This window comes from Methylophaga lonarensis MPL, from assembly GCF_000349205.1.
GTDB lineage: Bacteria > Pseudomonadota > Gammaproteobacteria > Nitrosococcales > Methylophagaceae > Methylophaga > Methylophaga lonarensis.
Genome location: NZ_APHR01000080.1, coordinates 1 through 10,143, shown reverse-complemented (window position 1 = coordinate 10,143; position 10,143 = coordinate 1). Strand labels below are relative to the sequence as shown.

The 10,143-nt window shown below is 49.3% G+C and carries 14 protein-coding genes; 7 read left to right on the top strand and 7 right to left on the bottom strand.

Translation table 11 applies throughout. The features are described 5' to 3' along the window. On the bottom strand, positions 1 to 659 hold a 659-nt coding region (locus MPL1_RS12575), incomplete at its 3' end, for an SIMPL domain-containing protein (RefSeq protein ID WP_009727515.1). Between the two features lie 290 nt (positions 660 to 949). Here MPL1_RS12575 and MPL1_RS14335 point away from each other — a divergent pair. The 4 genes from MPL1_RS14335 to apaG are packed head-to-tail and all read left to right on the top strand — an operon-like array spanning position 950 to position 3,033. Continuing rightward, positions 950 to 1,336, top strand: a complete 387-nt coding sequence (locus MPL1_RS14335) for a 6-phosphogluconolactonase (protein WP_268743779.1) — start codon at positions 950 to 952, stop codon at positions 1,334 to 1,336. Beyond that, positions 1,333 to 1,659: a 6-phosphogluconolactonase gene (locus MPL1_RS14330; protein WP_268743778.1), complete on the top strand. Its 327-nt coding sequence runs from the start codon at positions 1,333 to 1,335 to the stop codon at positions 1,657 to 1,659. Before MPL1_RS14335 ends, MPL1_RS14330 begins: the two co-directional genes overlap by 4 nt. Beyond that, positions 1,660 to 2,649 carry a glucokinase gene (locus MPL1_RS12565; RefSeq protein ID WP_009727514.1) on the top strand — a complete coding sequence of 330 codons (990 nt, stop codon included), beginning with the start codon at positions 1,660 to 1,662 and terminating at the stop codon, positions 2,647 to 2,649. Positions 2,650 to 2,652: 3 nt separating this feature from the next. Then, the gene (gene apaG / locus MPL1_RS12560; protein WP_009727513.1) at positions 2,653 to 3,033 is read left to right on the top strand and encodes a Co2+/Mg2+ efflux protein ApaG; all 381 of its coding nucleotides are present in this window, start codon (positions 2,653 to 2,655) and stop codon (positions 3,031 to 3,033) included. A 13-nt stretch (positions 3,034 to 3,046) separates the two neighbouring features. On the opposite strand, the gene MPL1_RS12555 is transcribed toward apaG, so the two are convergent. After that, positions 3,047 to 3,922: a pentapeptide repeat-containing protein gene (locus tag MPL1_RS12555; protein ID WP_009727512.1), complete on the bottom strand. Its 876-nt coding sequence runs from the start codon at positions 3,920 to 3,922 to the stop codon at positions 3,047 to 3,049. 63 nt (positions 3,923 to 3,985) lie between these two features. Here MPL1_RS12555 and fliK point away from each other — a divergent pair, with 63 nt between their 5' ends. The 3 genes from fliK to MPL1_RS12540 all read left to right on the top strand — a co-directional run bounded on the left by fliK (position 3,986) and on the right by MPL1_RS12540 (position 7,809). Then, a complete protein-coding gene (gene fliK / locus MPL1_RS12550; RefSeq protein ID WP_009727511.1) occupies positions 3,986 to 5,509 on the top strand; it encodes a flagellar hook-length control protein FliK in 1,524 nt (507 codons plus the stop codon). Further along, a complete protein-coding gene (locus MPL1_RS12545) occupies positions 5,506 to 5,793 on the top strand; it encodes an EscU/YscU/HrcU family type III secretion system export apparatus switch protein (RefSeq protein WP_009727510.1) in 288 nt (95 codons plus the stop codon). The genes fliK and MPL1_RS12545 overlap by 4 nt, the downstream gene beginning before the upstream one ends. A 171-nt stretch (positions 5,794 to 5,964) precedes the next feature. After that, positions 5,965 to 7,809: a putative bifunctional diguanylate cyclase/phosphodiesterase gene (locus MPL1_RS12540; protein WP_009727509.1), complete on the top strand. Its 1,845-nt coding sequence runs from the start codon at positions 5,965 to 5,967 to the stop codon at positions 7,807 to 7,809. Between the two features lie 78 nt (positions 7,810 to 7,887). Here MPL1_RS12540 and MPL1_RS12535 read toward each other — a convergent pair whose 3' ends face one another. The 5 genes from MPL1_RS12535 to MPL1_RS12515 all read right to left on the bottom strand — a co-directional run bounded on the left by MPL1_RS12535 (position 7,888) and on the right by MPL1_RS12515 (position 10,069). Then, the gene (locus tag MPL1_RS12535) at positions 7,888 to 8,265 is read right to left on the bottom strand and encodes a DUF2802 domain-containing protein (protein ID WP_009727508.1); all 378 of its coding nucleotides are present in this window, start codon (positions 8,263 to 8,265) and stop codon (positions 7,888 to 7,890) included. A gap of 21 nt (positions 8,266 to 8,286) precedes the next feature. After that, the gene (locus MPL1_RS12530; protein WP_009727507.1) at positions 8,287 to 8,472 is read right to left on the bottom strand and encodes a hypothetical protein; all 186 of its coding nucleotides are present in this window, start codon (positions 8,470 to 8,472) and stop codon (positions 8,287 to 8,289) included. 12 nt (positions 8,473 to 8,484) lie between these two features. After that, the gene (locus tag MPL1_RS12525; protein ID WP_009727506.1) at positions 8,485 to 8,961 is read right to left on the bottom strand and encodes a chemotaxis protein CheW; all 477 of its coding nucleotides are present in this window, start codon (positions 8,959 to 8,961) and stop codon (positions 8,485 to 8,487) included. A 90-nt stretch (positions 8,962 to 9,051) separates the two neighbouring features. After that, complete coding sequence (locus tag MPL1_RS12520; protein ID WP_009727505.1) at positions 9,052 to 9,639, bottom strand: chemotaxis protein CheW; 588 nt, start codon at positions 9,637 to 9,639, stop codon at positions 9,052 to 9,054. Then, entirely contained in the window at positions 9,632 to 10,069 is a 438-nt protein-coding gene (locus MPL1_RS12515) for a ParA family protein (RefSeq protein ID WP_009727504.1), read from the bottom strand. Before MPL1_RS12515 ends, MPL1_RS12520 begins: the two co-directional genes overlap by 8 nt. Positions 10,070 to 10,143 lie beyond the last annotated feature (74 nt).

The window sequence follows — 10,143 nt, the reverse complement described above, 5'->3', positions numbered from 1 at the left end:
GTCACACTGACAGTGTTGCTGCCGGCTTCCAAAGCTACAGGTGCAGAGGATTTTACCGCCATATCTGCCGACATCAGCATGCCGCGTTCCATGGCTGGTTGAGGAAAATAATGGCCGGTGTCGACAGAAAGATTGACCAGTCGGTAGCCCGGCTCACCAAACTGCTGCTGAATCAGACTCGCCTTGTCGCGGAATTTCTGTATGGCTTCGGTCATCAGTGTGTTTCGGGTATTTTCCACCATTGAATCAGACAATTGGAATTGCAATGAGGCGATGTTTGCCATATCAGCAATATCGCCCAGAAGCTGACTCATCGCGTCAAAATCTTTGCTGCGAAGATTGATGGTTTGAGTGACCTGCCAGCTGCTGATCTTGCTGTCCCGATAGATCGGACGCGTCTGATAAGCGGTGGTGCGTGCTTCAATATCCGGGTAAGCCTTGAGCTCATCAAGGACCCGGGCGGTTTGTCGGTTGACTTCCTGACTGAGTCGGGCAGCATCGCTGCCTGAACGCATCACCTGTAGCTGGGCAATCAATTCATCATTTGCAACTTCAGTTTGCGCCGTAGCGTCAAGATTGATGATTTGGTAATGCAGTGACTCTGCGATAACGATGTGACTGAATAAAAAACCTGCAAGCATGAACAGAACTTTTTTCATACCATATGCTCCTTGTGAAGTGTAGATGGCATCGTGCCACGATGTTTTGGTAGTCTGATCTCGAAAAGTCAGGGCACCAGCGGTGATTTGTCATTAACATAGTCGCCTGTTGGTGACGTAAATATACATTTACGTCACACAAGCAATGCAGAATAACGTCTGTGAGTATTATTTCGGCAACACGCTGGCCGGAATTGCTCTGTAACGCTGTTCAACAGTGGTGGCTTGCAAATAACAAAAGCTAAAGCCAATAGACCGCACAGGCAAGTAATTTTATCCGGGGAACATCAATGAAAGCAGAACAAAAAATCCTGGCTGATGCCAGTACCTTGATCGACGCAGCCGCCGAACATTTTGTCAGTGTCGCCCGCGCAAGCATCGCCAAGCGTGGCGTTTTTTTCGTTGCATTGGCGGGTGGTTCAACACCAAAAGGACTGTATCAGAAACTGGCGATGTCACCTTTTGTCGAGCAAGTTGACTGGTCTAGAGTACATCTGTTTTTTGGTGATGAACGCTGTGTTGCGCCGACGCACGATGACAGTAACTTCAAAATGGCTCGGCTGGCCATGATTGACCACATTCCTGTTCCTGCGGAAAACGTTCACCGCGTCCCCACAGAGTCTGGTGATGCGGCTGTTGTTGCGGTCATTACGCCGAAACGATTAAGCAGATCATGAAAGAGCAACCCTTTGATTTGGTTTTGCTTGGCTTGGGGCCTGATGGCCACATTGCTTCATTGTTCCCGGAAACACCTGCGCTGGAAGTGACCGATAAACTGGTCACCAGTCTGTTTGTTGAAAAATTCCAGTCCTGGCGGGTGACCTTGACTTACCCTGTCATTAACGCCGCAAGGCAAGTGATTGTCTTTATTGCTGGTGAAGCCAAAGCGGAAATCGTGCGTGATATCACCACTGAAGCGGTGACTGGCTTGCCAGTACAGCGCTTGGCTCCGCAAGGTGATTATTTCTGGTTTATGGACAAAGCCGCGGCAGGCCAGTAGATGTCGAAGCTTCTGGCAGCGGATCTTGGCGGCACCAAAGCCCTGTTCAGTCTGATTGACGAGCAGGGGCTGCGTCTCGAACAGAAACGCTATGAAAGTGCGCTGTTTGATAATTTTGAATCGCTGCTGGAACACTTTCTCAAAGATATCGGCCTGTTAGGAGAGACATTTTCTGCGGCCTGTTTTGCGGTTGCCGGACCAGTTCAGCAGGGACATGCCAGCATTACCAATCTGCCATGGCAAATCGATGCTGCTGCACTGTCTGGCCAATTTGCGATTGGCAAGCTGAGGCTGGTCAATGACTTTGCCGCGCTGGCGCACTGTATTCCATCCCTGGTTGAAGATGAATTGTTATGCCTGCAAGCCGCAGAGATGCAAGCGACTGAACCGAAACTGGTGATTGGTGCAGGTACCGGGCTTGGACAGGCACTTTTAATTGCCGATGCTGATGGTTGGAGGGTGCTGGCAACCGAAGGCGGACATATGGATTTTGCGCCTAATGACCTGCTTCAGGATCGGCTGTTGACCAGACTTAGAGAGCGTTTTGGTCATGTATCTGTTGAACGCTTGTTATCAGGTTCCGGTCTGGTAACACTCTACAATTTTCTGCGTGATTACGAACAGCACGAGGAGGATCCGGCATTGCGTCAGGCAATGACCGAGGGTGACCCTGCGGCAGCCATCAGTCGATTTGCCCGGCAGGAAAACTCATTGCTGGCCAGAAAAACACTGGATGTGTTTGTCAGTCTGTTTGGTGCTCAGGCGGGCAATGCCGCGCTGGCCTGTCTGCCGCGTGGTGGAGTGTATCTGGCCGGTGGAATTGCGGCAAAAAATGCGGATGCCTTTGTTGGCAGTCACTTCCTTGAAGCGTTTTCAGCCAAGGGCCGTATGCGGGGGTTGATGCAACAATTCCCGGTGAATCTGGTGCTGGCCCAGGATTGTGGTTTGCGAGGTGCTGAGCAGTTGGCAGTTAAAGCACTGTATAATTGAACTATGAGCGAAAAAAATCCTGTCATTATGATCGACGTTGAGACCAGTTATCTGGATCATGAGTCTGACCCTGCAAAGTCACGTTACTTATTTGCCTATACGATTACTATTCGTAATCAAGGCAATTCATCTGCAAGACTGTTGTCACGCTACTGGAAAATCACCGGAGGCGATGGTCACGAACAGGAAGTGGAGGGGGATGGTGTCGTCGGTCAGCATCCTTATCTGGGTCCGGCACAGTCATTCACTTACACCAGTGCGGCAATGCTTGATACACCCGTGGGCATGATGCAAGGGCACTATATGATGGTTGATGATGACGGCAAACGCTTTGAAGTGGATATTCCGGCATTCACCCTGGCAGTACCCAGAACATTACACTGAGCGAAGTGTTGGCTTAGCGTGATTGTCGGATCAACGGGATACATTCGCCGAATGAACTCGGCGCGCAAATAAATCCATCTGTCCAGATCGCATTGTCCAAGCGGGTGTTTTCAAGGTTGGCATCACCCAGTTTTGCGCCACGCAAGTCGGCATGGGTCAGGTTCGAACCTGCAAGATTGGCATTGGTCAGATCGGCACCTTGTAGATTGGCACCAAGCAAGGATACTTCTTTAAGGCTAGCATAACTCAGATTGGTGTAGCTCAGGTTTGCATAAGCGAGTTGTGCCTGATCCAGATTACTGCCCATCAAATTACTGCCTGCGAGCTGTGTGTTGCGAAGATTGGCACGTTGCAGATTACTTTGTGCCAGTTCACTGCTGGACAGTAAACAGTTCTCCCAGTTCACTCCAGGAATCGGTGGTGCCTGACAGTTTTGGATGATTACTTCCATCTGACTGCTTTGTTTGACGGCAAAAAATCCTGTCACCACGATCAGCAGTAACACTGCGATCAGAGGCCAGATTTTCACTTTATGTTGTTGACGTTGTTTTTGCAGGATCATCGTCCGTAATTGTCTTCGCTGAATGGTATCTTCGGGTTCAGGGGCCCGTCTTTGGGCTATGCGCTGGCTACGTTTAGGTTTTGCTTGTTGACTACGCCGGTCAAAGCCATCTCTTTCATCCAGCTGATGATGAATGGTTTCTGGTTTTGGCTGATTTGCCAACTCGGGAAACTCAGCAATAGTTTGCCACTGCATCTGATCGTCGCTGATCATGTCTTCTTCTGACAACCGGCCAGCCAAAAAATTGCTGCGGATCAGCGATAGGGTGAAAGGACCACTGATCGTCTCGTTTCGGCGCGTATACCAGAGCTTGTTGGGTTTGTTCATCGGCAATGCTTCAAATCCCTGCGTGATTGCTATACTAGCACTGAGAATCCAAAAGGTATAAGGATGCAGGTACCTCAGTCATCATCGACGATTAGTGGCCCCGCTTTGCAGGATTTACCAGCCAGATTAGTCAGCCAGCTGGTATTGGGGCAACGTTTGGAAGCTGTCGCAGTCACGGCCGCTGCCAAGGCCGAGCAGGTGAAGGTTCAGATAGGTAATACCGTCATTGAAATTACCGCCGACAAAGCGGTCCAGCCTGGGCAAAAAATTCAGTTGGAAGTGGTTCAGCAAGCAGGCAGATTGGCGCTGCAGATGGTTGATGCGGAGCTGCCGCCGCGACCGCTTCAGCAGGGCATGCGTTTTAATGCCGAAATAGTGGCGCTTCAACCACAACAACAATTGCTGGTGGCGATAAAAGATGGCGGCGGTCAGTTGCCTGCCAAAATGCAAATTGATGTCAGTTCGCTTGGCAGGCAGTTTCAGCCTGGTCAAATGCTGCAGCTGGAAGTGGCCAAACTGCAACCCTTATCTGTTGTATTGCGTCCGGCAGTGATTGACATTGCCGCGCAAATTCGTGACTTGCAACGAATGTTATTACCACTGGTTCAGGATCAGCGTTTATTACCTTCGACGCTGAACATTCAACATTCAAATCGAACATTGCCTGCACCATTGAGCGCGCCATTGGCGCAGCTGATGAGTCATGTGGTCGAGCGACAGCAATTACCGCATGCCAATGTATTAAGAGATGCACTGCAGAACTCGGGACAATTTCTGGAACAGCGTTTGCAAACCGGACAGCCGACAACACAGGATTTCAAGGGTAATCTGATGCGTCTGGCGGCAGCAGTTGAACAGCAGTTGGCCGCTGATTCTGAAAGGCCACGAACAGAACAGTTGTTGCGTCAATTACCGGCAGAGATTCGAGCTGCCTTGGCTTCATTCATTAGCAATAGCAGCCAGGCACAAGGCCTGACTCGCTTGCCAGAGACAACTTTCAATTTGCAGCAGATCATCGCACAGCTCCAACAGGCGACGCGTGACTTTACTGCTGGCACAAGGCCAGACGCAGCGGCCGTGACGCGTGCTATCGAAATGTCTCTGCTGCGTGATTTGTTGCAGGAAGTTCGCAGCCTGACAGCACGTGTGCAGCTGAATCAACTGGCGATGGTGCGTGATCCAGAATTGCCAAGCAGTAACCCGGTTTGGTTAATGGAGTTGCCAGTGCGGGATCGACAGGAATTATCGCTAGTCAGAATGCGTATTCAGCAACAGCAGGCCAATGTTGATCAGTCACAGGATATCTGGCAAGTTCAGCTCAACCTCGAAACTACTAATTCAGGGCCCATGCAGGCTTTGTTGACGCTGCATCAACAGCAAGTGTCCGTCACTCTGGTTGCAGAACGTCCCGAAACAGCAAAGTTGTTAACACAGTATCTGGATGATCTGAGAGCACGTTTGCAGACAGTGGATCTGGCCGTTGGTCAACTGAACTGCCGATGTGCTCCTGTTGCACCGTTGTCTGCCATCGAACAAGCTTCAGAGATGCATGATGCTTTTGAAACCTATGTGGACATTCATGTATGAGTGAATCATCAGCTTTGACACGCGCGATCGCTTTGCACTATGACGGTGACAATGCGCCTACTGTCACTGCCAGCGGTGAGGGGCGAATTGCTGAAGAAATCATTCGCATTGCCCGTGAACACAACATTCCCTTGCGGCAAGACAGCCTGTTAACTGATTTATTGAAAGATCTTGAGCTAGGTGATGAGATCCCGCCTGAGTTATATCGCGCCATTGCAGAAGTCATCGCCTATGCCTACATGGTCTCAGGCAAAGTCCCTGTATCTAAAGGAAAAACTACTTAACGGCAGTGAGATTCACAAATTGATTTTCTGACCTGCCTGTTTTGTCAGCCCACAAAAACTTTATAAACAGCATTACAAAAAACATATTAAGTATTGATTTTTAAATATAAAAGGGATACTTTCAGACCATAACTATTTCTTGGGCGACGCCGAAAAAGCTGACCACAGACGATGAAAACTCCGAGCAACGCATTTCCAGCGGTACCTGAGGAGATCCATGGATCTGTTCTTGACGCGCCTGTATCGGCTGCGGATGTCGCCGATTTGCTGGACTCCAGAGTCGTCATTGCAGGAGCACGTGAGGCTGACACTGGCTATTTAAGAACGCTGTTGCAACTCAGCGGTTTTACAGAAATCGATACCGCACATAGCCCAGAAGCATTGATGCTGGCGCTCAGACATGCCATTGTTGACGATGTCTGTGACATCGACCTGGTTTTGATTGATAGCTCAATGCCCGAATTATCGGTTCGTGAGCTTCGACTCACCATGGACCAGTTTGATGAGTGGCGACTGATCCCCATCATTTCTCTGACACCTGAGTCCCAATGGGACCATGCGCAAGTACTTACAGACTTGGGTTATGGGGTGACATCATTACTGTACCGTCCACTGACAGCAGAATCTTTACCGCCTGCCATCATGACTGCACTTGCAGTGAAAAAAGAGCGCGATTACACCTATCAACGTCAGTTGCAGCTTGAGGATGAACTGGCAAATCTCAAAGTGATGGAAGCCCGCCTGCAGTTTTCAGTCAGCCACGATGATCTGACGGGACTGGCAAACCGACGTCGATTGGAACAGTCACTTGAACAGAGTCTGACTCAGGCGCGCAACTTCAATGTCAGCAGTGCGCTTTTTTACATTGATCTGGATAGTTTCAAAGTACTCAATGATGCGGAGGGTCATGAGGCAGGGGATAGTCTGCTGGTTCAGGTCGCCAACTCATTGCGGCGCTTTTTCTCGGTCAAAGATACGCTGGTGCGAATCGGCTCGGATGAATTTGCGGTCTTGGTCAACGATGTCAGCAAAGCAAAAGCTGAGCAATTGGCCGAAGATCTGCACAACCTGTTTGATGGATACAGCTTCAGTTATCATGGTCATTTGTATCATCTGTCCGCCAGTATCGGCATCAAACTGATTATTGCCGATGAGTTAAGTACTGCAGGTGAGGTGTTATCCCATGCCAATCAGGCATGCTTCACAGCAAAAAAACGTGGTCGCAACCGGGTGCATCTCTATAGTCCACAGGATCGGGAAATGCACGCGCTGCGCCATAGTGTGGAGTGGGCACCTCGAATACGAATGGCGCTCAAACAGGAAAACTTTATTCTGGAGTTCCAGCCGATTCATGCGGTGTCATCGGGTGAAATTAATCATTATGAGTGTTTGATTCGAATGCGTGATGATGAAGGAACGCTTTACTATCCTTCTGAGTTTATCCCGGTCGCAGAGTCGATGGGCTTGATTCATCAAATCGATTTATGGGTGGTCGATCGTGCATTTGAGTTGATGCGAACAGTGCCTGATCGTATTTCGCTGGCAGTGAATCTTTCAGGCAATATTTTTCTGGATAACAGTCTGTATCCGCTGGTGCAAAGAAAACTTCAGGAAACCGGAGTCAATCCAGCGAGGATGGTTTTCGAAATTACCGAAACTTCAGCAATTTCAAATTTCGAGCAAAGCAAAAAGATGGTGATAGGTCTGCGTGAACTAGGCTGCCGCTTTGCACTTGATGATTTTGGTGCTGGTTTTAATTCATACAGCTATCTGAAATATTTCCCGGTGGATATTCTGAAAATTGATGGTGCTTTTATCACAGATTTGGAGAGTGATCCGGTTGATCAATTGCTGGTCAAATCAATGATCGACATTGCACATAGTCTGGGCAAGGAAACCGTCGCGGAGTTTGTTGAGCGGCAAAGCACTATGGATCTGCTTCACGAGTACGGTGTTGACTATATTCAGGGTTATCTTATTGGTAAACCGCAGCCACAAGTACCGGAATCCAATTAAGAGTTGTTTCATCCATTATCAAAGTGACTGCTGTGATATCAGTCAGAGTTAGAGATGGAGAGGATAGGGCAACAGTCCCTAGTGCAGGTCAGCAGAAGATTTTGCTGCCTGACCATGCAGACGCGTGATCAGATGAGCTTCCTCATCGCTTAGATTACAGTTCTCGATAAGTTGCTGCACACTGCCGCCTTTGCGAGCCAAGCGAATGGCATGATCGTAACCGGTCTGGCTGACGATGCTCAAATCCAGCGTATTCTGATGTTCACGCAGTTTATTCAGCGTTTGTTCAAAACGTAAAATCCGTTCATCGCCTCCTACTGCCGCAGCACATAATGCCGACAGTTGTGATTGCAGGGCGGTGATTTTTTCTGCTTGTTGCCTTTGAATGCGCCAGAACCGCAACAGAGCAGCTCCAAACAGCAAGCTTATAAAAGCGGCTATAAAGTATATCAGCATTGTGTTGGCCCTCCGGGCGAATCATGCATATTCATCTATCAAACCGTCATGCGGTGGACGGGGCTTACGGTCTGTTGTTTCATCGTCATCAGTTGTCTCTTGCTTGCCTTTGTCCGAGCCGGGTTTTTGACGTCTTCGATCTTCTGGAGGTACGTCAACCGGTGGCGTGGGTGTCAGGGGCAAACTTGGTGAGATTTCATCAGCCATAACTTGAACAAGCTACAGACTCGCCAGCTCCGATATTTCGTCTTCAGTAAGCAGTTTGTTGACATCGACCAGAATCAACAGGCCTTGCTCACGGCTACAGACGCCTTGAATAAAACGTGAACTGTCATCGTTACTGACATTCGGGGCTGTATCTATCTGCGACTGTCGCAGATAGACGACTTCCGCGACACAGTCGACCAGCATGCCGACCACATTGCCATTAACTTCAACAATGATGATTCTTGATGCATCATCTTCTTCCTTACTTGGCAAACCAAAGCGAAGACGGGTATCAATGACGGTGACGACACTTCCACGGAGGTTGATAATGCCAATGACATAATCTGGAGCACCCGGAACAGGCGCAATTTCAGTCAGACGCAGGACTTCCTGAACCTGCATGACATTGATGCCGTAGATCTCATCTTCCAGGTGATAGGTTACCCATTGCAATACCGGATCATTCCCGGCGGCGTCTTTCTCGCTCATAGTTCAATCCTTATCCCGCTTGGCCGCTGCGGCCGGTTTGTCATTTTTATGACGTTTATGGAGGTTTTCAAGCAGATTTCATGCCATTCGTCAGGTTTTCAATAGGCCGACCAGCGCTGCAATATCCAGAATACCACACATTTTTTCCAGCACTGTGCCAGCCAGCCAAGGCCTTTTACCCGCGATTTTACGCCATTTGATATCGTCTGGATGCAAGGTGATGACTTCACTGACGGCATGGCAGGCAATCGCCCAGCGGCCTTCATCTATGAGCACCATATAGGCAGGTGTTGCCGAGCGTTGTCGCATTTCTGCCGGTAAAACAATATGTCCGGGATCCACCACCTGAGTGTGTAATCTGTCCTCACTCAACAAGCCCAGATACCAGTCTGGTTTTCCGGGTAGTCGAGGTAGTTCTGTGTCTGGCCATTCTCGAATTCCACAGAGCTGCTGTAGCGGTATCGCCAGTTGCAGACCGTGAATGTCCATCAGCAAAGCCTGAAAAGGTTGCGTACGCCAATCTTCGGCGACAGCTTCTTGAGCTGGTTCCGCAATGTCAATTTGTGTTTCCTGGATTGGTGGTGCTGTTTGAGTGATTTCTGACGGCGATTCATCAAACATATCTCTCAGATAGACAGCCAGTGCCTCTTGCTGGTCGACAATCGGATGATCAGGCATGACTGAGCTCCGCTTGTTGCTTGGTCAACAATGCCTGCAAAAGTTCGGCGTATGCGAGTGTGCCTTTAGCCTGAGGATTCAGGGCTGGTAGAGGGATGCCTGCCTTGCTCGCATCACGAAATTGCGTATCTACCGGAATCATGCCTTGCCATAGCTGATCCGGGTATTGTTCTCTGAGCATTCGCAAGGTCTGCGTTGATGCACGAGTGCGACGATCAAACATGGTGGGAATGATTAAATGTGGCAATGGCTGGCTGCGGGAGTGATTGATCATCGCCAGCGTGTGTAGCATATGTTCGAGTCCCTTCAGTGCAAGAAATTCTGTTTGCACCGGAATTAATAACTGATCACAGGCTGCTAAGGCATTAATCATCAACACACCAAGCATGGGTGGACAATCAATCAATACATGCTCAAAACGATCACTCAAGTGTGCCAGCGTTTACGGATGACCAGACCTTGCCACTCTGTACGCCGAGTTGTCGATCCAGTGTTGCCATGGCG

What these genes read in the sequence shown, in the direction of transcription:
- MPL1_RS14335 (WP_268743779.1), top strand. Translation starts at nt 950, where the DNA reads ATGAAAGCAGAACAAAAAATCCTGGCTGATGCCAGTACCTTGATCGAC.
- MPL1_RS14330 (WP_268743778.1), top strand. Translation starts at nt 1,333, where the DNA reads ATGAAAGAGCAACCCTTTGATTTGGTTTTGCTTGGCTTGGGGCCTGAT.
- MPL1_RS12565 (WP_009727514.1), top strand. Translation starts at nt 1,660, where the DNA reads ATGTCGAAGCTTCTGGCAGCGGATCTTGGCGGCACCAAAGCCCTGTTC.
- apaG (WP_009727513.1), top strand. Translation starts at nt 2,653, where the DNA reads ATGAGCGAAAAAAATCCTGTCATTATGATCGACGTTGAGACCAGTTAT.
- MPL1_RS12555 (WP_009727512.1), bottom strand. Translation starts at nt 3,922, where the DNA reads ATGAACAAACCCAACAAGCTCTGGTATACGCGCCGAAACGAGACGATC.
- fliK (WP_009727511.1), top strand. Translation starts at nt 3,986, where the DNA reads ATGCAGGTACCTCAGTCATCATCGACGATTAGTGGCCCCGCTTTGCAG.
- MPL1_RS12545 (WP_009727510.1), top strand. Translation starts at nt 5,506, where the DNA reads ATGAGTGAATCATCAGCTTTGACACGCGCGATCGCTTTGCACTATGAC.
- MPL1_RS12540 (WP_009727509.1), top strand. Translation starts at nt 5,965, where the DNA reads ATGAAAACTCCGAGCAACGCATTTCCAGCGGTACCTGAGGAGATCCAT.
- MPL1_RS12535 (WP_009727508.1), bottom strand. Translation starts at nt 8,265, where the DNA reads ATGCTGATATACTTTATAGCCGCTTTTATAAGCTTGCTGTTTGGAGCT.
- MPL1_RS12530 (WP_009727507.1), bottom strand. Translation starts at nt 8,472, where the DNA reads ATGGCTGATGAAATCTCACCAAGTTTGCCCCTGACACCCACGCCACCG.
- MPL1_RS12525 (WP_009727506.1), bottom strand. Translation starts at nt 8,961, where the DNA reads ATGAGCGAGAAAGACGCCGCCGGGAATGATCCGGTATTGCAATGGGTA.
- MPL1_RS12520 (WP_009727505.1), bottom strand. Translation starts at nt 9,639, where the DNA reads ATGCCTGATCATCCGATTGTCGACCAGCAAGAGGCACTGGCTGTCTAT.